This is a genomic window from Bacillus sp. GW823-FHT06A11, assembly GCF_058795355.1.
Genome location: NZ_JBXAHS010000011.1, coordinates 1 through 21,322, shown reverse-complemented (window position 1 = coordinate 21,322; position 21,322 = coordinate 1). Strand labels below are relative to the sequence as shown.

The 21,322-nt window shown below is 34.8% G+C and carries 21 protein-coding genes, 1 pseudogene and 1 riboswitch; of the genes and pseudogenes, 17 read left to right on the top strand and 5 right to left on the bottom strand.

The genetic code is table 11. From position 1 onward, the window contains the following. Window positions 1–275 precede the first annotated feature (275 nt). Window positions 276–1,235, bottom strand: coding sequence for an Rpn family recombination-promoting nuclease/putative transposase (locus tag AC1Q8L_RS28310; protein ID WP_098312156.1), 960 nt, complete (start codon window positions 1,233–1,235; stop codon window positions 276–278). 190 nt (window positions 1,236–1,425) lie between these two features. Between AC1Q8L_RS28310 and AC1Q8L_RS28305 the strand changes: the two genes are divergently transcribed. Both AC1Q8L_RS28305 and AC1Q8L_RS28300 read left to right on the top strand, forming a co-directional pair. Then, complete coding sequence (locus AC1Q8L_RS28305) at window positions 1,426–2,097, top strand: DUF7003 family protein (RefSeq protein WP_001168096.1); 672 nt, start codon at window positions 1,426–1,428, stop codon at window positions 2,095–2,097. Between the two features lie 24 nt (window positions 2,098–2,121). Further along, window positions 2,122–2,631, top strand: a complete 510-nt coding sequence (locus AC1Q8L_RS28300) for a DUF2199 domain-containing protein (RefSeq protein WP_000830217.1) — start codon at window positions 2,122–2,124, stop codon at window positions 2,629–2,631. Between the two features lie 42 nt (window positions 2,632–2,673). On the opposite strand, the gene AC1Q8L_RS28295 is transcribed toward AC1Q8L_RS28300, so the two are convergent. Both AC1Q8L_RS28295 and hpt read right to left on the bottom strand, forming a co-directional pair. Next, window positions 2,674–3,576, bottom strand: coding sequence for a diacylglycerol/lipid kinase family protein (locus AC1Q8L_RS28295; RefSeq protein WP_000167892.1), 903 nt, complete (start codon window positions 3,574–3,576; stop codon window positions 2,674–2,676). A 175-nt stretch (window positions 3,577–3,751) separates the two neighbouring features. Then, on the bottom strand, window positions 3,752–4,279 hold the full coding sequence (hpt, locus tag AC1Q8L_RS28290) for a hypoxanthine phosphoribosyltransferase (protein WP_001019295.1): 528 nt from the start codon (window positions 4,277–4,279) through the stop codon (window positions 3,752–3,754). 161 nt (window positions 4,280–4,440) lie between these two features. Here hpt and AC1Q8L_RS28285 point away from each other — a divergent pair, with 161 nt between their 5' ends. From AC1Q8L_RS28285 to AC1Q8L_RS28260, 6 genes are all read left to right on the top strand, one after another. Further along, window positions 4,441–4,656 carry a hypothetical protein gene (locus AC1Q8L_RS28285; RefSeq protein WP_002001286.1) on the top strand — a complete coding sequence of 72 codons (216 nt, stop codon included), beginning with the start codon at window positions 4,441–4,443 and terminating at the stop codon, window positions 4,654–4,656. Window positions 4,657–4,839: 183 nt separating this feature from the next. Beyond that, window positions 4,840–5,172, top strand: a complete 333-nt coding sequence (locus AC1Q8L_RS28280; protein ID WP_000415613.1) for a hypothetical protein — start codon at window positions 4,840–4,842, stop codon at window positions 5,170–5,172. A gap of 176 nt (window positions 5,173–5,348) precedes the next feature. Beyond that, the gene (locus AC1Q8L_RS28275) at window positions 5,349–5,840 is read left to right on the top strand and encodes an LPXTG cell wall anchor domain-containing protein (RefSeq protein WP_000746711.1); all 492 of its coding nucleotides are present in this window, start codon (window positions 5,349–5,351) and stop codon (window positions 5,838–5,840) included. An 89-nt stretch (window positions 5,841–5,929) separates the two neighbouring features. Beyond that, window positions 5,930–6,550 carry a class D sortase, LPxTATN-specific gene (gene srtD / locus AC1Q8L_RS28270; protein WP_000771575.1) on the top strand — a complete coding sequence of 207 codons (621 nt, stop codon included), beginning with the start codon at window positions 5,930–5,932 and terminating at the stop codon, window positions 6,548–6,550. 37 nt (window positions 6,551–6,587) lie between these two features. After that, on the top strand, window positions 6,588–7,277 hold the full coding sequence (locus AC1Q8L_RS28265; protein ID WP_000041862.1) for a response regulator transcription factor: 690 nt from the start codon (window positions 6,588–6,590) through the stop codon (window positions 7,275–7,277). Next, the gene (locus AC1Q8L_RS28260) at window positions 7,274–9,124 is read left to right on the top strand and encodes a sensor histidine kinase (protein WP_001225359.1); all 1,851 of its coding nucleotides are present in this window, start codon (window positions 7,274–7,276) and stop codon (window positions 9,122–9,124) included. Before AC1Q8L_RS28265 ends, AC1Q8L_RS28260 begins: the two co-directional genes overlap by 4 nt. Window positions 9,125–9,331: 207 nt before the next feature. Here the strand turns inward: AC1Q8L_RS28260 and AC1Q8L_RS28255 are convergent, their stop codons facing one another. Continuing rightward, window positions 9,332–10,003 carry an energy-coupled thiamine transporter ThiT gene (locus tag AC1Q8L_RS28255; protein WP_001246567.1) on the bottom strand — a complete coding sequence of 224 codons (672 nt, stop codon included), beginning with the start codon at window positions 10,001–10,003 and terminating at the stop codon, window positions 9,332–9,334. Window positions 10,004–10,089: 86 nt separating this feature from the next. Next, window positions 10,090–10,191: riboswitch (TPP riboswitch) on the bottom strand. A 194-nt stretch (window positions 10,192–10,385) separates the two neighbouring features. Here AC1Q8L_RS28255 and AC1Q8L_RS28250 point away from each other — a divergent pair. The 3 genes from AC1Q8L_RS28250 to AC1Q8L_RS28240 are packed head-to-tail and all read left to right on the top strand — an operon-like array spanning window position 10,386 to window position 12,782. After that, window positions 10,386–10,613 carry a FeoA family protein gene (locus AC1Q8L_RS28250; protein WP_000060512.1) on the top strand — a complete coding sequence of 76 codons (228 nt, stop codon included), beginning with the start codon at window positions 10,386–10,388 and terminating at the stop codon, window positions 10,611–10,613. Continuing rightward, the gene (gene feoB, locus AC1Q8L_RS28245; RefSeq protein WP_001044842.1) at window positions 10,610–12,598 is read left to right on the top strand and encodes a ferrous iron transport protein B; all 1,989 of its coding nucleotides are present in this window, start codon (window positions 10,610–10,612) and stop codon (window positions 12,596–12,598) included. The genes AC1Q8L_RS28250 and feoB overlap by 4 nt, the downstream gene beginning before the upstream one ends. 13 nt (window positions 12,599–12,611) lie before the next feature. Then, window positions 12,612–12,782, top strand: a complete 171-nt coding sequence (locus AC1Q8L_RS28240) for a FeoB-associated Cys-rich membrane protein (protein ID WP_000989593.1) — start codon at window positions 12,612–12,614, stop codon at window positions 12,780–12,782. A gap of 36 nt (window positions 12,783–12,818) precedes the next feature. On the opposite strand, the gene AC1Q8L_RS28235 is transcribed toward AC1Q8L_RS28240, so the two are convergent. Next, a complete protein-coding gene (locus AC1Q8L_RS28235; protein ID WP_000737495.1) occupies window positions 12,819–13,397 on the bottom strand; it encodes a lipoprotein BA_5634 family protein in 579 nt (192 codons plus the stop codon). A gap of 403 nt (window positions 13,398–13,800) precedes the next feature. On the opposite strand from AC1Q8L_RS28235, the gene AC1Q8L_RS28230 reads away from it, so the two are divergent. The 6 genes and pseudogenes from AC1Q8L_RS28230 to AC1Q8L_RS28205 all read left to right on the top strand — a co-directional run. Next, window positions 13,801–14,466, top strand: a complete 666-nt coding sequence (locus tag AC1Q8L_RS28230; RefSeq protein WP_000110280.1) for a PspA/IM30 family protein — start codon at window positions 13,801–13,803, stop codon at window positions 14,464–14,466. A 79-nt stretch (window positions 14,467–14,545) separates the two neighbouring features. Then, a complete protein-coding gene (locus AC1Q8L_RS28225) occupies window positions 14,546–14,950 on the top strand; it encodes a DUF350 domain-containing protein (protein ID WP_000220088.1) in 405 nt (134 codons plus the stop codon). Window positions 14,951–14,971: 21 nt separating this feature from the next. After that, on the top strand, window positions 14,972–15,478 hold the full coding sequence (locus tag AC1Q8L_RS28220; protein ID WP_000051746.1) for a DUF4178 domain-containing protein: 507 nt from the start codon (window positions 14,972–14,974) through the stop codon (window positions 15,476–15,478). Window positions 15,479–15,490: 12 nt separating this feature from the next. Then, complete coding sequence (locus AC1Q8L_RS28215; RefSeq protein ID WP_000071187.1) at window positions 15,491–16,309, top strand: DUF4247 domain-containing protein; 819 nt, start codon at window positions 15,491–15,493, stop codon at window positions 16,307–16,309. A gap of 182 nt (window positions 16,310–16,491) precedes the next feature. Then, window positions 16,492–17,115 (top strand): annotated as a pseudogene (locus tag AC1Q8L_RS28210) (SDR family oxidoreductase); the annotation flags it as partial. Between the two features lie 506 nt (window positions 17,116–17,621). Further along, window positions 17,622–21,322: AMP-binding protein (locus AC1Q8L_RS28205; protein ID WP_492339544.1), on the top strand; the 3,701-nt coding region annotated here is incomplete at its 3' end.

Below are 21,322 nucleotides of genomic sequence, written 5' to 3'. Positions count from 1 at the left end.
TAGTGAAGTGGCTTGGAAGTTAAACCATAAAGTGCTGCTGATGAACGATAAAGGAAAAACTGTATGGATGTTAACCTTTTTAGAGAAAGATATCCCATTATTATGAAGTCTTTTGCAGAGATGGATCGAGAAGTTTTGAGGGTTTTATTACCTGATGAAAGAGGGATTCTTCCTACGAGGCCAGAGTGTGATGAGTGTTATAAGACTCAATTGGATGATATTGAGGAGAGTTGATAAAAAAAGAGCTTGAAACTATTCAAGCTCTTTTTTTATGACTATTTATGTCCTAAAATATGCTCAATCTCATGCAAACTTAATTTACTTGCCTTAGCAATCGTTTCAAGTGGTATACCAAGATCATACATATTTTTAATCATTTGAATTTTCCCCTGTTGAACTCCTTCTTTTCGACCTTGTTCAATGCCTTTTTCAAGCCCTTTTTCAAGCCCTTTTTTAATTCCTTGTTCCATTCCTCTTTTTATTCCTTCTGTCTCTGCATGGGCGAATTTTGCTGCTTCATCCATTAAAACTTTCTCCCTTGCGTCATAGGCTTGCCGGAAAGAAGAATCTTGACTCATACGTTCCCATTTATTTATCGCTTTTTGTAAAATAGGATCTTCGTTCATAGCAATATCCTCCAATAGTTTAGTTAAGTGCTCATCCTCATTTGCCGAAAGCAATAAAAGCCAACGAACAAATGGATCTTTCCACGGATTTACTTTTTCTTCATGCCATTGTTCAGTTAACTTTGGAATTTCTATAATGTGGATTTCAATGTCGTCACTCAGGAGTTTTTGTTGTTGTGTATTCCATAATATGCTTGTTGTATGGAAGGCTGGGTGTTCCGAAAACATTACGAAGTTTAGTAAGTTTATGGTGATGGTTTTGTGAAGTGCACTGTAGGGCATCCCTTTTTGTAGTTGAGATGTGTATAGTCTTCCCCAATAATATAAACTGCGTTTAACCATATCGTGATTATTATTGAGTTGTATTTCTACATTGACTTTTGTTCCTGTGTCTAATGTTGCTGAAATGTCTAAAATAGATAACTTATCCTCTTCATATTCCCTGTGTAAATGTGGATCTTCTAGTTGTAGAGAAGCAATGGGCGACTCTAAAGACTCTTGTAACATAGCATTTAAAAATGCAATTAGAATATCTTCGCTACCATTCGTACCAAACAATTGTTTAAATGCAAAATCAATGCGTAAATTAACTAATTGTTGGTTGAACAAAGTTTGTCCTCTCCCTTATATGAAGGTACTTCTTTCCTTCATTGTACATAAAAAGAACTAGAGTATGCAAACAAGCCATTCTTCTATTTTTTAGTAGTTTTATTAGAATGTCACAGGTAAGTATGGTTATGTTATACTCTAGTGAAATTAAAAAAATATTTTTGTTTATATCGGGGTGAAGATGATACATATGCAAAAAGATATTTTAAAACTATTAGATAAAAAGCAAAGTAACTATGAATTTCCTGCCTTTGATAATGAATATATGGATATTTCACAAGTGAAATTCTCTCTTTTCTTTAAAGATGCTAAGGATTGGCTAATGGTGTTTCAAATTGTGGGTGTAGGTTCATTAGGTGTATGTAATGATATTCAAGTATATGGCGATAGAATTACTCATTCAATGGGTGATGATTGCATTTTACAATTAAATAATGGCGATTATGAGTTGTTTGATGATGAAGGTGAATTTATACCGAATATTTATAACGGCAGTTTAAAAATTCGCGAGCATCATTTTGAATATGAATTTACAGAAGAAGATTATATAAATAATGGAATAGAAGTACAAACGACAGAGCATTATCCAACATACTTCATGCGTATGCTTGCTACTAATGAGGAAGCTCAAAAATTATTGTGGTGGGATAAAGGAGAAATTTTAGAAGAGTTCGGTTTAGAAGGCGACTGGGAAGTAGCGTATGAAACGGAAGAATGGAAACATGTTGAAGACGAAAAAGTAAGTGAAAATGAATTCTTCCAATCAGTAGCCTCTGCAATAGAGAAGAAAGATCCAAGTGTTATTGTGAATGAAAATGCTAATACGCATTGGAGAAATTGGGTAGAGTTTGATTGTGACTGAAAAGGATAGGAGAAAGAATAACAAATGAAAAGAAGAAGAAAATCCGGAGAAAAAGTACAAATGCATCGTTTTGCACTACCTCTATGCTACGGAAGTGAAGCGCCATATTATTATTACGAGGTAGCGCCCTATGAAAGAGAGGGACGCTTCCATTTAACATCGGATCTTTGTGTAATGGATGATGAACATTATTTTATTAGAGGATGTTTAGAGATTCCTATCATTGACTACCACGAAAATTTCATATGGACTGTTTGGGTATCACTTAGTAAAGAAAGTTATGATGAAGTATTAGAAAAGTGGGATGAGATAGGCCGAGAAAATAGTGATCCTTATTTTGGTTGGTTATCTGTAGAAATACCATTTTATCCAGAAACATTAAATTTAAAAACAAATGTACATATAAGAGAAGTTGGAACGGCACCGTATGTTGAATTAGAGCCAACCGAGCATCCTTTAGCAATCGAACAAAGAAATGGAATTACTTTAGAGAGAGTTAAAGAAATACAAGAAATGATTCAACGACATAGCTAGATTAGAAGAGAAAAAAACGAGTGCTAGCACTCGTTTTTTTCTTTACACAACCGCAGGATTATAAATCATCGTAAAGTGTCCTGTTAATAATTCAATGTGACAAGGTGTATGAAGCGAACTTTCTCCATCTGTATCTACTTCTTTTTCTTCTTTCGTTTCAATATGAATGGATTTCGCTTTTACGTGGAAGATGTCATTTTCATTTGAATCCTCGAATAGTTTCTTTCCGATGTAATCTTTAAATGCTTGAATACCTGTTGATTTGACTACGAAAATATCAAGTGTTCCGTCATCACATTTAACGTTCGGAATAAAGGATGGAATACCACCAAGATATTCACCATTTCCAACCATGACAAGGACAGCTTCGTCTTCATATACTTGTCCGTCATAAGTAATTTTTACTGGGAATGTTTCAGCATTTTTTACAGTTCGAATTGTGCTTAAATAGTAACCGATTTTACCAAGCTTTGCTTTTTCTTCTGCATCGATATTGTTTGATACTTCAGATACGAGACCAATGCCCCAGAAGTTTAAGAAATGTTGTCCATTTGCTTTTGCAACGTCAACTGGTTTTATATGTTCTTTTGTAATAAGTTTTGCTGCTTCTGCAATGTTTTGCGGAACACCAAGTGTGCGAGAGAAGTCGTTGCAAGTTCCGCCTGGAATGATTGCAAGTGTAGGTCTATTTTCGAGAGGTGCTAAGCCATTTGTGCATTCAAATACTGTTCCATCACCACCAAAGACGATAATTAAATCTACTTTACTAGCAAACTCTTGGCAATATTTTGTTGCATCACCTTGTTTTTTCGTATGAAGGATATGTAGATCAGGAAAAGCTGCGGCAAGAGGTGGTACGATTTTCGTTAAATTTGTATGTAAGTCACCTTGACCAGCTTTCGGATTTACGATAAGGAGTACTTTTTCAAATTTTGTCTTTGTCATTTTTCATCTCTCCCTGTAGTTTGTAATGGCAAGAAAGGAGCTGTTCCCATGTATTTTAGAACAGCTTCTCCCTATTAATTGGATGCTAACATTGTCAGTTATTGTCGGTAAGTCGATATATTTAAAAAATCGCCGATATACATTTTATGTACTATCAATTTTTTAAGTTATACGATTATTCCGTTACAACTGAAGCGATAAATGGTAAGTTACGATATTTCTCAGCACAGTCGATACCGTATCCAACGATGAATTCGTCTGGAATTTGGAAGCCAACATACTCAGCTGTTAAGTCTACTTTACGGCGTTCTGGCTTATCAAGTAATGTACAGAACTTGAGTGCCTTTGGTTTATGCATAAAGAAGTGGTCTTTTAGGAAATGAAGTGTTAAACCAGAATCGATAATATCTTCTACAACAATTACGTTTTTCCCAGTAATGTTTACGTCGATATCTTTTAGTAGTTTCACTTTTCCTGTTGTTTCTGTTTGATTTCCGTAGCTAGATGCAGAAATAAAGTCAATTGTTACATCATTTTTGATGTGACGAATTAAATCAGCAGCAAATACGAATGAACCTTTTAATACTGCGATAACTACGATTTCTTCTCCTTCAAAGTCACGTTCGATTTGAAGTGCTAATTCTTTAACTTTTGCTTGTAATTGTTCTTCAGAAATTAAAGTGTCTTTTATTTCAATATTCATTGTAATCCTCCTACAGTGTAAAACTTGCGAACATTTCGACTGTAAAGGATAGAATAGAAAAAGTCAAAGGAGATAGTAATTTTTTACAAAGATAACGACAAAATCATCTGATGATATGATATACTAAGTATATTAAGAAAACGCTTCCATAAAGGGTGAATATGATGAAGAAGAAACAGTACACAAGTGTAACATTTATAAAAGCATTACTTTTAACAATTGTTCTTGGCCTGTTGGCTTACGTAATTGATGTACCTGCGATTCGTATTTCATTAATTGGAATGACTTTAGTGTTAGGAGCAATTTCGCACGGTATGATGTCGCAGCTAAAAGAAGCTGGACTTGATGATATGAGAGATCATATAGATAAAAAGTAAGAAACCTTCATTATATAGAGTGAAGGTTTTTTTGTTTCTTACAAAAATGTAAGGTAGTTGTAAGACAAATCGATAGTTGCATAATAGCATTTTGGATAAACTATGGGTGTAAGGTAAAAGGCAAGCATATTTTAGGTAAATTAAGTTTTAGGCACTCTATATGTGAAAAAGGAGTAGGAGGGCATGGAGAAACGTTGGACGACCTTTTCTTTTTTAGCGACTAGTAACACCGTAATGCTAGATGGAAAAATGGATTTTTTGCACTTGTTTGATCGTGAAGATGATCATTCTTCTTCTAAATTTACAATGAAATGGAATAAATGGAGCGAAAGTTGTAGGTTTGAAGAAGAGGCCCCTAACGAAGAGCAAAAGATTATTTTAACAAACCCTATTAAAGCGTGGGTTGTTCAACGTCGTAAGTGTAACGTCAAAAATCACTTCAAGAAAACTGAGCCGAGACAATTAGTTATCGCTCCGGCCCGTTCTACTTCCAAATCACGCGAAAGTAACATGTAAATATTGAGACACACACCCGAAAAAACATCGTACATATTGCGATGTTTTTTCTTTTTCTACAATGAAATCTTTAAATGAAATATATTTCATCTGCATCTTATATTTATATCGCTTGCTTATTCTAGTAATACATCCGATGCGAGTTGATGTGAATAAAATATAAGGAGAGAATGAAAATGAAAAAGAGACTATTACCAATTTGTGCAATGGCACTTTTAACAGTAGGATATTCTTCAGTAGCGAGTGCGGATACTGGAACAGTAACAAAGGAAGAAGAAGCGCAAGTGCAACAAGATAAAGCTAAAAAAGAAGAAGCAATTAAGGAACAGCAAAAAAATGAAGTAGAGAAAAAACAAGCGGCCCAAGTACAAGAAAAAAATGATATGGCTAAAAAAGAGGAAGCAATAAAAGCTGAGAAAAAGAGTGAAGAAGAGAAAAAGAGAATAGCGCAAGAACAGTTAAAAAATGATATGGCAAAAAAAGAAGCAGCGATAAAAGTCGAACAAAAGAATGAAGTAGCTAAAAAAGAAGTAGTAAAGCCAGTTGTACAAGGTGAAAAATTACCAAATACAGCATCAAATAATGTAGCAATGATGGGATTAAGTACATGTCTTGTAGCGATAGGTACATTATTTGGTTTGAATCGTCGTAATAAGGTTAAAGCGTAAATAAAATATTTTCCTATAAAGAATGGGATAATTTCATATATTAAAAATGGTAGGTTACTCCTACCATTTTTGGCATGGAGGAATGAAGAATGAAGTTACTCAATTATATTGGTATCATATTGATGGCTATAGGGCTATTCATGGGATCCTATTACGCTGTGGAATGGTATAAAGGAAAAAGCTCTGCCGGGCAATTAACGGCAGAAGAAATAAAGAGCCTTCAAAATATACAAGATACTCAACTTTCTCATGAAACACCTGTAACTTCTCAAGTGCCTTCTTCTCAAACAGAACATAAAGAAGGAGAAAAGGTAGCGATGTTAAACATACCGAAAATAAAGAAGAAGTTTTCTATATATTGGGGAGCGGATGATACGACTTTGAAAAAAGGAGTTGGTATGTTTGTTAGTGATTTAACGACAACCCCATCTGGAGGAGGACATACTGTACTGAGTGGACATCGAGATACTGTATTTACAGATTTAGGAGAGTTGAAAGAAAAGGATACCCTTGTTTTAGAGTATGATAATAAAACGTACACATATGAAATTCAAAAGACATGGATTACTCATGCGGATGATCGTACTGTTATTATAAAAAAAGAAGAACCGATATTAACACTGACAACTTGTTACCCATTTAATTATATAGGGGATGCACCAGATAGATATATTATCGAGGCGAAGTTAACTGGAAGTTATTCGAAGTGAAATTATAGTTTCTGAAAGCGGGAGGGGGATATAAGTTATGTCAAAAAACATTTTAATTGTTGAAGATGAAGACATATTACGTGAAATATTAAAAGATTATTTTTTAAGTGAGCAATATGTAGTGTTTGAAGCGAGGGACGGGAAAGAGGCTTTAGTTGTATTTGAAGAAGAAGAGGTTGATTTAGTTATTTTAGATATTATGTTGCCAGAACTCGATGGATGGTCTGTTTGCCGAAGAATTCGAAAGACGTCCGAGGTGCCTATTATTATGCTGACGGCGCGCGTAGATGAAGACGATACGTTACTTGGTTTTGAACTTGGGGCAAATGATTATGTGACGAAGCCGTATAGTCCGCCAATTTTATTAGCAAGAGCGAAAAGGTTGTTAGAAAGCAGAAAAGTGACAAAGCAACTTTTAGAGAATGAAGATGATACATTATCAATCCACGATATTCACGTTCATTTTCCGTCGCGCACTGTTACGGTAAATCGAACTGATATTAATTTAACACATACAGAATTTGAAATATTAGCGTATTTCATGAAAAATCAAGGAATCGTTTTAACGCGAGAACAACTCATTTCAAGAATTTGGGGATATGAATTTGCTGGCGATGATCGAACGGTTAATAGTCATATTCGTAATTTAAGAAATAAATTAGGAGAGAAAGCAAAGTACATTACAACTGTAGTACGAACTGGTTATAAATTTGAGGGGAATATATGAGAAAAGGAATTGTACTAAAATTATTTACTCTTACAACAGCATTATGTATGTTGATTTTAGCGACGATATTTATTGGACAAACGATATTTTTTAAACAATATTATGCGAATCGAAAAGTGGAAGATATTAAAGTAAATTTAAATTCCTTTGAGAAGAATTATTTAAACTACACAGGAAACGTAGAAGGAATTCAGAAACTTGAGCAAGACTTTTTAAGAGAAAATAATACGTGGATTACGACATTAGATAAGAACGGGAATTTAAAACACGCAGATGATTTTTATTTTGAAGTAACGATAGATCGTAGGCAACAAAAGAGCTTTGGACAACAAATATTCAAAATTCCCTTAGGTAATCTCGTCAATATAGAGGAAATTGATAATAAATTATCAGAGCAGTTTTTAGGACAAGAAATTTATTTTTCTGGAGTGAGAAAAGAAGATAGTTTTATTCCATTCTCTTTTTCTTTATCTAAGCAGAATTTAAGCGGATCTAATAAACCGTTAGAAAAAGCATTTCAGGAGAAAATAAAATTAGATGAGGAGAAAAAGAGAGCGGCTGGGGAGCAACTTGCTAAGGAAAAGAAACCAGCTGTTCAGGAAGAAGCTGCTCAGGAATTAGGCGTTTACATAGGAGGACGTGTTACAAAAGTACAGTTACCAGATGTAAACGGTCCTGTGAATCCAATTTATAAAAATAGCATATTTTTAGATAATATTAAGGGTTTTCAAACCGATTTATTATTAAAAGAAAGCAATAAAATACGATATACAACACAAACAATGGATTATGAAAAGAATGATATAAAATATAAATTATTAATTAAACCAATAAAAGAAAAAGACGGATCAGTAACATATATTTATGCTATGGCTTCTTTACAGCCTGTAGATGAAGCTGTACAAATGGTGCAAGATTATTACATATACATCATTGCATTTGTAGTCGTTCTTATTTTTTTAGCTTCGTTTTATTATTCAAAACAAATTGCCAAACCGTTATTAAAAATAAATGATACGACGAAGAAAATAGCACAATTAGATTTTACAGAAAAAATACCGATTACTTCAAAAGATGAAATTGGTGATTTATCGAAAAATATTAATATACTTTCTAACAAATTAAATTCTCATATCGGACAGCTTGAACACGATATTGAAAAGGAAAGAAAGTTAGAAAATACACGGAAAGAATTCATTTCTGGTGTTTCACATGAATTAAAAACACCGCTAAGTATTATGAAAAGCTGTATTTTTATTTTAAAAGACGGGGTAGCTGAGCATAAAAAGGATTATTATTTTCAGGCGATGGAGAGAGAAGTAGACAAAATGGATACGTTAATTTTGGATATGCTTGAGTTAGCTAAATTTGAATCTGGTACGTATAAAATGAAAAAGGATTCGTTTTATATTGATACAGTAATTGAAGACATATGTGAACATCTATCTGTGGAAATAGAGAAAAAAGAGCTTCGTGTTCATAAAAATATATGTTCATTTGAAGTGATTGCAAATCAAGGTCGGATTGAACAAGTCATCGTGAATTTCATTACGAATGCCATACGTTATACACCAAATAAAGAAGATATTATTATTTCTACAATAGATGAGAAGGATCGTATAAAAGTGTGCATTGAAAATAAAGGTACTCACATTGAAGAAGAACAATTAGATAAAATTTGGGATCGTTTTTATCGAGTGGATACAGCTCGTCAGCGTTCACAAGGTGGGACGGGGCTTGGGCTTGCCATTTCAAAGAATATTTTAGAACTACATGATACTGAATATGGGGCAGGAAATACAGAAAATGGTGTGTTATTTTATTTCTATTTGCCGAAAAAAGCGTAGAAAATATGATCTACGTTTTTTTAAATTATTTTCATATTATCTTTACCTAATCTTTATTTTTAATCAGTATAATTTGTTTAGAATATGAGGTTATGTAAGGAGTCGATGAACCGTGCATAGCAATTGGCTAAGTATAATGGTATTTATTTTCTTTTGCGCATTTATTGTATTTTTAATTAATATTACGATATGAAAAAAGAGCGCTCATTAAGCGCCCTTTTTTTGTGTATTCATTTGATAAGCACTGATGCTTTTGAATAAGCGTGGTGAAGTGATAAATAAAAATATAAGTAAAACGGTACATAGAATATAGGAACCAATCATTGTACTACCGTTAAATATTAAAGAATATAGGAAAGCCGATTGGCCTTTTGGTGCATATTGTCCCCAGAAAATGATACCAGCGATAAAGTGACAGAAGTAACGAGCTAGACTACCGATAAAAGTAGCGACGATAATGTATCCAATTACTTTCTTTCCTTGGTTTGGTTTTGATGAAGGTTTGTCTTTACGGCTACCTAAATTTGATTGTTCTTCGCTATTTTCATTTGACGCTAAAAGTGCCTTTTGAATTGGACGATAGAATAAACCAGCAAATCCAATGAATGCGAAAGCAACAAAGTATTCAATTAATACTTGAATTGGTGTGACGATAATGGCATCGCCTACGACAATTTGTAATAATCCCCAAATTAAGCCTCCTAAGAAAGCCATTTTGAAGCCCCAGCGGTATGCGATAATAAAAATAGGAATCATAGCAAATGAAATGGAACCGCCTGTTGCTGATATTTTTATTGAAAGTGGTAAAATGTCGATGACCAAGGCGAAGGCTGCAAGAATAGCAGATTCGATCATCGCTTGTAAATTGGTGTTACGCATGTTGTCTCCCCCTAAATCCAAGTTGTACAAAAAAGAATAGATATCATAGGAGGATACGAAATACGTAAATAAAAATGAGGTATGTATTTCGGACGTTTGCACAATCCCTGCGTTAGCATTAACTAACAGGTTCGAAGGGTCGGAACGAAGTGTTCCCTCTCAGCGGCATGGCTCCCCCAGTGATAACGAGATTCTTTATTTGCTATTGTTTATTGTAAGCGAAATGGATGAGAATGGCAAACAAATGCTGTATGACAATAATTGAAATAGAATTGTAGCGAAATGTTAATAAATATGAAGCAAAAGGGTATAGTACAAGAGAAATTGGGTGTGGTATAATTTTTTTGAAAATAATTATCATTCTCTTCTGAGGGGGAAGGTTATGAGCTTAGTAGATATTAAAATTGGAGAGAAAGTGTTAGTAAAAAGTATTCAGTCTTTAGATCAGCTATTAAAGCGTAGACTAGCTGCTTTCGGTCTTGCGGAAGGAAGCGAACTTCGCTTGAAACAGAAAGCGATGTTCAAAGGTCCTTGTACATTGGAGTGTCGTGGACAGTTAATTAGTATTCGTCATTGTGACGCGAAAATGATAAAGGTGGAATTAGCGTGAATAAGGTAGCTTTGCTAGGGAATCCGAATACAGGGAAGACATCATTATTTAATGCACTTACTGGTTCTTATGAATACGTAGGAAACTGGAGCGGTGTAACAGTAGAAAAAAAGGTTGGTAAATTAAAAGATAGACAAGGAACATTAATTGATTTACCAGGTGTGTATGATTTAAATCCAGTTTCACGTGATGAAGGTGTTGTAACAAACTTTCTATTAACAGAAGAATTTAATCATATGTTAAATATCGTAGATTCTTCGCAGTTTGAGAGAAATATGCATTTAACGTTGCAATTACTTGAATTTGGTAAGCCGGTCTCAATTGGTTTAAATATGGTTGATGTGGCGAAGCAAAGAGGAATTGTCATTGATGTAAAACGATTATCAGAACTATTAGGTGTAACAGTCGTTCCTGTCGTTGCAAGGAGTGGAAAAGGCTGTGAAGAACTGCTTACGACTCTTAAAGAAAATGACAAAAAAGAGAAAAAGCCATTCCTTATTTCATATGGTGTACAAATGGATGAAGGAATTGGAGAAGTAATTGCTCTTTTAGAGACAGTGAATTACGAGCATCCGAGATGGTTAGCACTTCAATTTTTAAGCAATAACGAAGTAGTAGAAAAAGAAATGAAAGCATTACCAATTTATAAGGAACTCATAGCCATTCGATCTCGCTTAGAAGGAAAACTTGATTGTACGTTAGAAGAGCACATTTACAAAACTCGTGAAGCGTATATTGAAAAGTTAAAAACAAATGTTATGAAGCATGAGAAAGAAGGGAAAATTCCTTTTTCAGAAAAAATTGATAGATTAATTACACATAAAATTTTAGGACTTCCAATCTTTTTAGCAGTTATGTTTTTTATTTTTCAGGTTACGTTTACGTGGATTGGTACACCTTTATCGGATATGTTAGATGAGTTTTTTGGTGGCCAGCTTACGGATTGGGTGACGGCTGGACTTACAAGTATTGGAGCTTCTCATTTTATTCAAGCACTCGTTACAGAAGGTATTATTGCCGGTGTTGGTGCTGTATTAGTATTCGTACCACAAATCTTTGCACTATTCTTTTTCATTTCATTATTAGAAGACTCAGGGTATATGGCGCGAATTGCAGTTGTTATGGATAGAATTATGGAGTTTTTCGGCTTAAACGGAAAAGCTTTTATTCCGATGATTATCGGTTTTGGATGTAACGTTCCAGGTATTATGGCTGCGAGAACGATTGAACAGGAGAAAGAACGTTTACTTACCATTTTAGTAACACCATTTATGTCTTGTTCAGCACGATTACCTGTATATGCATTATTTGCGGGCGTATTCTTCCCGCATAGTCAGGCGACTGTTGTATTTTCTTTATATGTTGCAGGGATTGTTCTTGCGTTATTAGTTACAAAAATTATGTCTCTTACGATTTTGAAAGCGGAAAAGTCTATTTTCGTAATTGAATTACCGCCTTACCGTGTGCCACAAGCGAAAACATTATGGCTGAGCACGTGGGAGAAAGGAAAAGGATTTGTTCGTAAAGCTGGTACATTCATCTTTGGTGGTTCGGTTGTCATTTGGTTATTAAACTATGCAGGTCCATCAGGATTTGGTGTTGATATGGGAGACAGTTACTTAGCGATGATTGGTGGATTTATCGCACCACTATTTGCACCGCTCGGCTTCGGAACGTGGCAAGCTGCAGCATCCCTTTTAACAGGATTTTTAGCGAAGGAAGTTGTCGTTTCAACAATGGCAATTATTTATGCAGTTAAAGAAGATGTGCTTGGAAACGTAATGGGAGCACATTATACAGCATTATCAGCTTATGCATTTATGTTCTTTATTTTATTATACGTTCCATGTTTAGCGACGGTGGCTGTTATTAAACGTGAAACAGGATCAGCGAAATGGACGATTTTCTCAGTCGTTTACCCGCTTGTTGTTGCTTATGTATTAACGCTTATTATATACCAAGTTGGATCTTTACTAGGATTCTAAAAGGAGATGTATAATGATGGTCAATATTATAATTGGAGCTATCATTTTTGGTTATGCAGCATACACGTTAGTTAATTTTGTAAAGAGAAGTAAAAAAGGAAAATGCGCAGCATGTTCTTTAAATAAGTCATGTCAGTCGAAAACTTGTAGTCCAGATATGGAACAAGTTGCTCATAATAAATAGAAAAAAGCTTTGCGAATTTCGCAAAGCTTTTTTGTTTTACTTTTTAATTTTTACAAGTTGAGAAGCTTCGACGCCGTTGTAACCAGGGAATTCTTTACTTGGGTCTTTATCAAATTTTAATACACCTACAGATTTTTCATCACCTTTTACATTGTTGTAAGTTGCGTCATCGACAATCGCATACATATCTGTATATGCACGGCCACTTCCGATAATTGTGTTACCTTCATATTTTAATTTGGCTCCATCAAGTGTAGCATTTTCTACTTTTTCTTTTGCAAATAAGACACCTTGTTCTGTTGTTACAGCTGGTAATTTATCAAGTGGTTTCGTGTTGTCTTTTTCATCAACTTTGCTAAGTAACTCTTTTTTCACTAGTTCATCACCAGTTTTCTTATCCATTACAAGAACTTTTTTACCATCTAATGTTGTCATTTTCATTTTATAGAAGTCTTTTTCTTTCACTTCTTTTTTGTTTTTATCTGTAATTTGCTGAACTTGTTCTTCTGAGCCGTACAGTACAAAACCGTTCGCTTTCTCTCCTAAGAAAGAACAACCTGATAATGCTCCAAGTGAAATTGCTGCTGCTAATCCGATTCCTACTAATTTTTTCATGATGATTTCTCCTTTTATATGTTTTATATTAAATACAATTTTTGTATTATTGCTTACAAGTGAAGAAGCTTGTTTGTTGCTTCTGGTATTAGTGTATAAGAAATATCAGAATGCAACTATCGAGTTAGCTTACAGTAACATTACACTTATGTAATTTAGTGAAATTGCACAAAAGTAAGTTAATTTCAAAGAGGGATAATGAGAATATATTAGAAATACAATATTGTATATAGAATGTCATATTATAATGGATGTATTTTGGAAATAACATGTAAGGACATATTAGTTTTGTTATAATAAACACATAGGCTGTAAAAATGAATATTCTTTACTGTAAAGGGAGATTTTTCAGTTTTCCAAGTAGTGAATTTGAAATATGAGGTATATCATAGGAGGAATTTAGATGTCTGTATTTAAACGATTAAGAGATTTAACAATGTCGAATGTATATTCATTAATTGAAAAAGCGGAAGATCCAGTTAAGATGACTGATCAATATTTACGCGATATGCAAGCGGATGTACAAGAAGCTGAGAAAAGTGTAGCAGCTCAAATCGCGCTTGAGAAGAAATTCAAAATATTATTTGAAGAGCAAGAAGCACTTGTGAAAAAACGTGAAGAGCAAGCTCATATGGCTGTTCAAGCTAATAACTTAGATCTTGCGCGCCGTGCATTAGAAGAAAAACAAAATGCGGAGCAAAAGATGAATGAGTATAAAGCAAGCTATGAGCAAAATAAAGCTGCTGCTGATAACCTGCGCCTAAAGCTAGAAGAAATGCGTAAGCAATTAAATGAGCTGAAAAATAAACGTGAAACACTTGTAGCACGTGTAAATGCGGCGAAAGCACAAAAGAATATTAATCAGGCGATGTCTGGATTTGATTCAAACTCAGCAAAAGCTGGTTTAAGCCGTATGGAAGAGAAAGCTCTTCAATTAGAGGCTGAAGCAGAAGCAAGCGGTGAAGTTTATAAGAAAGAAAAATCATTAGATGATGAATTCGCAAGCTTAAACAAAAATTCTGCTGTTGACGATGAATTAGCTCGTATTATGAAGCAGTATGAGAAATAATATAGAATAGAGACAAATGAACCGACATGTCTAAATATATTCATGTCGGTTTTCTATTATATTTAGAGGAGGTTTTGCAATGACATGGATGAATGTAGTTGCCATGCTTGTATGGACTGGAGCGAGTGCAGTACTTTTATTTGCAATTATGTGGGTTGATTCAATTTTTACAAAATACAATGATTTAAAAGAAATTAAAAATGGAAATACAGCTGTAACAACTCGTTTTATTATGAAATTATTTGCACAAGGGTACATTTTATCCCAATCAATTACGAAAGCAAATGACTTATGGCAGGCACTTCTTGCTTCAGCAGTTTCTTTCGTTATTTTATTAGTGGTAGAAATGCTTATCGAATTTGTATTAAAGAAAATGTCTGGTCTTGATTTAGAAGAAGGTACGAAAGAAGGTAGCGTTGCACATGCGATGTTAGCCGGATCATTACATATTGTTGGTGCACTAATTTTAGGTGCTTGTTTATAAAGAGAAAAGGAGGGGTAGATCATGAGTTTATTTAAACGAATTAAAAATATAATGAAAAGCCCAGAGCCACCGAAGCCGGAAAAGAGTCTTTTAACGTTAGCTCCTGGCGATATGATTGAAGTGTCATTAGTTATGTATGAATTAATTGGGAAAACGAGTATGCATTCGCGTAAGGAAATTGTTTTGACATTGCAAGATGGAAAAGACATTCGTTATTTAAAAATTGAAGATCGTGAAAATACGTATTACAAATTATATACACCAATTGATGGTCGCTTAGATTCAATTGATGAAATTCCGACGACAATTGAAATGGATGATACCGAGTACCATATGGAAGAACAATATAACGGACGTGTTGTTGTTATGGGAAAAACTCCATTCTCAGCTTCAGAAGAACAGTACGTATGGGAATTCCAATCAGACAATCGAAAATTATTGCGTATTGAATGGCAAAATGGTCGCACAATGATGTATGAGGGAGAAGCAATCATTCCTGCTGATGTACAAATTATAAGAGCAACGTAAGGGGGCGTAATCATGTCAAACCGATTGTTTACCATGATTAAATCGTTTGTAATCCCTATACTTGCTATCGTTATATTACTTGTTGTTGCTGGTTATGCCTTATCAGGTTGTCAAGGCGGGCAGACAAAGTCGATTCAAGACCGTTATCCACTTGAATCTGTTGCCAAGGAAGGTAAACAAGAATCTTACGTGTATAGGGCCGCCAATCGGTCAGTTCCTGAAGTAGCGAAGGAACTCATTAACGAAAGAGAACCGAAGCAAGCATCTAAAGAAGACGAAAATCAAATGTTCCTCGTTTATTCTGATAAGATTTATAACCTGCAAAAGGATAAAGAGAAACCATCTGATACGTTAATTGAAATAAGTAATAAAGAATTTGTCCGTCAAAATTACCAACCGTCCTTCTTGCAAGGATATATTATGGGTAGCATATTAAACGATATATTCGGTTCAAGAAAATCATCGCCCGGTGATTATCGAGGATATAATGACAGACAAAATCATAAACCAGTTATTCCAGAAAGACCACCTACGAAAGAAGAAAAGAAAACCCCACCTCCAATTACGAAGGAAGGGAAAGGATCTATCATTAAGCGAGGCGATAATGTAGATTCGAAATCATCAGTAGGTGATAAGGGAAGTATTACTGAAAAAGGAAGTAATATGACGCCTCCACCTTCTACTGGAAGCAAAGGTACAATTACAAAAACACCAGGTGGTTCGAGTGGATCAGATGTGAAGCCGAAATCATCTATTAAAACTCCGCCAAAGAATACATCACCCCCGAAAACGAGGGTTGGTGGTTCAGGGAAAATTACGAAGAGAAGATAGTAGAGAGGCCAAAAAGTGTAAGTTGCTTTTTGGTCTTTCTTCGTTATGGAAATTAATTCCTTGTAACTGGTACAATTGAAGTATAAGGAGGGGATAGTATGACTATGTATCACACGTGTTGATTAACCAAAATTATATAGTATTTATTTGGTTTATTTGTCGAAGTTGGATTAGAAAAAGGGTACCGAGTTTTTGCTGAAGTCAGAGATGCGAATGAACAAAAAAGGACTCAATTAACCAAATTAAAAGAGAAAAATAGCAACCAGTTAGAAATTCTTCATTTAGATGTCACAGACGAGGAATCTGTTCGTGAAGCAGCTCGTAATGTAGGTGAAAGTCTTGATGTGATTATCAATAATGCTGCCATTCTTAATGGAAGGGGTACGTCTATTGAGGATCTTGATATAGAGGCTATCAAACTAGCATTTGATGTCAACACGTTAGGACCAGCCCGTGTGATTAAACATTTTCTACCTTTGCTGAAAAAGGGTGAGAATCAATCCATTATCAACATCTTGTCAGAAGGTGGTAGTCTAACAAATGCATATAGTGGTGATTATCCTTATGGATTGTCGAAAGCTGCCTTAAATATGTTGTCCGAGAAGCTCCATGTAGCATTAAAGAATGAAGGCATTCAAGTCCTTTCCGTCCATCCAGGGTGGGTAAGGACGGATATGGGAGGAATGATAGCCCCGACACATCCAACAGAAACAGCAGAAGATATTTATAATCTCATTAATCGACAAGTTCGTATCGATAGTGAATTTGTTTTCGTTGACTATCAAGGGAAACCGATGAGCATTTGATGTGGCACCGTCTGGATGATCAAGAAAATGACTGCTGTATGATATAAGATATAAGTTGAAATTTAAGATTTATACACAAGCGTGCAGAGGCTGTTTGCCTTTCTGCACGCTATTAAATTGGAAAATGTAAAAAAATGATATATTGAGAACAGATCGCATCCTGAAATGCTACATGACATGATAAGAAGGACATAACTTTTTCCTCAAAAAATCGTGTCTTGACAACGGGGGCATTATTGAGTGTTTTTTTAAGTGATTCTGATTATTACTATCCAACCCGAAGGCTAAGGGCGGTGGGTTTAAACCACGCCCTTTGAACTGGAAAAATTTTAAAAATTTTGTTGATATAATCCTTAAATAGAATATAATAGAATTATAGAAGCCAATATACATAAATAATTCTCAACATAAATTTTAATATTAAAGAGGCAAGATCAAGACGTTGCATCAATTGTAACAAAGATAATATCGCAGCATAAAAACAATAACTTTTTAGGAGTTGCAATATGAAACCTTATACAAAATCAGTATTAGAGGATGGAGTTAATATAACACTAGATCAATTACTTGGAATTTATGCTAACGAGAAATCAAGGGGAGTTTACTTTACTCAATCCGATGGCTCTGAATTGTTTGAGTCTTATGAAAGTCTTTATTTTAATGCCAAATCCATCTTAGGGGCACTACAAAAGCAGGGATTTCAGAAGGGCTCTTATATTATCTTTCAGACAAACAATAATCTATCCTTTATAAGGTTGTTTTGGGGTTGTATTTTAGGAGGCATGATCCCCGTTCCTCTGTCTGTACCGCTAATTGCATCGCCTGACACTGAAGCTTTCAAGAAGTTAGTGAAAGTAAGTGAGCAGTTGCCGAATGCGTGGATAATTACTGATGAAAGAAATTTAAATACGTTTAGAGAAAGTTATGAAGCCAATAATTTGAAATACTTAGAGTATGAAACCTTAGCATGTAATATGGAAGAGGGGCAATGCGTTACAGTAGATTGTCAGGACTTAGCGTATATACAATATTCGTCTGGCAGCACAGGTAACCCTAAAGGAGTAAAATTAACACATGAAAATCTAGTTTATAATTTGGCACAGATAGTAGATCGTTTGAAACTAGACACAAATGATGTCATGGCTAGTTGGTTACCATTGACACATGATATGGGCTTGATCGGTTATCATTTAACTCCGATATTTGCGGGTATATCTCATTCCCTTCTAAATTCGGGTACATTTTTAAAGAAATCTTGGCTATATCTTCAAAAATGTGCGCAATTAAAAGCAACGGTGCTTGTAAGTCCGAATTTTGGATTAGACTGGATGATAAAGACTGTAAAGGATTCACATTTAGAAAATATTGATTTATCTAGTGTGCGAAACATAATGTGTGGTGCAGAACCGATATCAATGGATACCATTAGACGATTTTATGAAAAATTCTCGTCTTCTGGCTTGCGTGAAAATACGATCCATCAAGTCTATGGTATGGCAGAAGCTAGTCTGGCTGTTACTATTCCTGAAGAAGGACATAATAGAAGTGTATGTATTAACCGTCATAAAGCTCGTATTGGTCAAGAAGTGGAGTATATAGAAACGAAGGAGCCAAATGCAGCAGAGTTTGCCATAGTAGGAGAACCATTATATGAATTAGAAATATTGATTGTAGATGATGAAGACCACATCTTAGGGGAAAATTACATAGGCAATATAGTGATCAAGGGGAAAAATGTATTTGAGGGATATATGAATCATGATAGTTCCCCTTTTAATGAACAGGGCTTCTTTTGTACAGGAGATTTAGGACTTTTACGCAATGGAGAACTCATTGTAATGGGCAGAAAGAAGGATATTCTGTTTGTAAATGGTCAGAATTATTATGCTAGCGATATAGAAAATATGTTAACATTGGCGATCCCAGAGTTGTCTCAAGTCGTTGTGTGTGGTGTTCGCAATCCGTCATCGATCAGGGATGAAATTATAGTATTTGTACATAATCGAAAAGATGCCAAGGCATTTTTGCCACTTGCCCATCAAGTGCAGGATATGGTATTAGAACGGGTTGGAATAGCTGCAGATTATGTAATTCCAATAAAAACGATACCGAAAACAACAAGTGGAAAGGTGAAACGTTTTATTTTAATAGAGCGATTTGAGAATCATGAGTTTGATGAAGTTATCGCAATAGCTCCATATTCTTATCAGAGTATCAAGGAATCTGCAAAGAAGTCAGCATGGAACAAAACGGAGATTGAAAATCAAATCGTTGAAATTGCAAAAGAAGTATTCTCTATCCCTTCTTTGAAAGTAGACGATACGATTTCTCGGATGGGAGTTAGTTCGTTAACGTTGATTCGTTTCCAGGATGAAATAAATCAACGATTTCAAGTCGAAATCCCTATTGTAAGCCTTTTCAAAATGTCTACCCTGGAACAAATAATTAAGATGGTTGAGGAACAACTAAAGGCAGAGGATGTCAATGCATCCGAATTAACAGGGAATAAAGACATGTGGTATGAGCCGTTCCAGGTAACAGAAATACAAGGAGCCTATTTAGTTGGAAGACAAAATATTATGGAAATGGGTAATGTCTCCACACATGCCTATTATGAGTTTGAAACAGAATTAGATATTAAACGCTTAAACGATGCATTGAATCATGTTTTAGAGCGTCAGCTTATGCTGCGTACTATTTTTGATGATACAGGAATGCAAAAAGTTCGGCGTTCTAATTCTTCTTATGAGATTTGTATTGAAGATTTACAAGACTTGTCTTTAGAGGATCAACAAAAACGTATATTGGAAAAAAGAAATAGCAGGTCACATTTTGTTTTCCAACAAGATCATTGGCCATTATTTGAGTTGACTGCATTTATTCTTGGTGAGAAGAAAAATTATCTCTTCCTGGATATTGACTTATTAATTGCTGATGGAGGCAGTTTATTAATTTTAATACAAGAGATAATGGATTATTATGAGAAACCGAATATGGAGATTAAACCTTTAACATTCCAATTCTCAGATTATGTAAGGGCATTGGAGAGCTTTCGTGAATCTTCCGCCTATCAAAAAGCTCAAGACTATTGGCAAGCCAAAATAGAGGATTTTCCCTATGCACCTCAGCTACCATTAGTTTGTGAGCCAGAATTCATAGAGAAACCAATATTTCAGCGAATGGAGAAAAGTCTGACAACTGATCAATGGAATATTGTGAAGGGCCTGGCAACTCAGTACGGTGTAACACCATCTGTATTCTTATGTACAATTTATGCGGAAGTTTTGTGCAAATGGAGCAATCAATCCAGAATGGCACTTAATTTAACATTATTTAATCGACAGTCCTTTCATCCAGACGTAATGAAGTTGATTGGAGATTTTACATCAGTTTTATTGTTAGATATTGATTTATCTGTTCATCGTGCCTTTTGGGAGAAAGCATCTATGGTTCAAGATATATTATTTGAAGCAGTAGACCATCGTTTTTATAGTGGTGTTGATGTTATACGAAATATTGCAAGTAAGAGAGAAATGACTAGTAAAGCGATTATGCCAATTGTATTTACTAGTATGTTATTCGATAAATCGGAATTTGCAGATACGTTGACGAAATTAGGGGAAATTAAATACGGAATAAGCCAAACCCCTCAAGTATTTTTAGATTTCCAAGTCACGGAAAGAGACGGACAATTAATTATGACTTGGGATTATGCAAAAGATTTGTTTGATGAAGACATGATCAGTGCCATGTTTGAAACGTATCAACTTCGATTGCAGCAAGTTATAGACAATAAACTTTCATCTATGCCGCTGCCTGTAACACAGTATCAACTACTGCTTGATTACAATCGTACACAAGGAGATTATGAAGGGGATTTACTGCAAAGATTAATAGACCAGCAATGCCAGAAGACTCCCGATGCTATTGCAGTCAAATTAGGACAGGATACATTGACCTATGGCGAGTTGGCGAGAAAATCCAATCAGGTCGCTCGTTATTTAGCAGAACAAAACTATGCGCTCAATTCTTATATTGGAGTTTGGGCAGAGAGACGAATTGAGACCATTGTAAATATGGTAGCTATTTTAAAAGCCGGCCATGCTTATATTCCTGTTAATCCGGAACATCCTGAGGAAAGAATAAAATATATCGTGGAACATAGTGATATCAAGCTCATGATTCATCCGGATTTATATGAAACAGA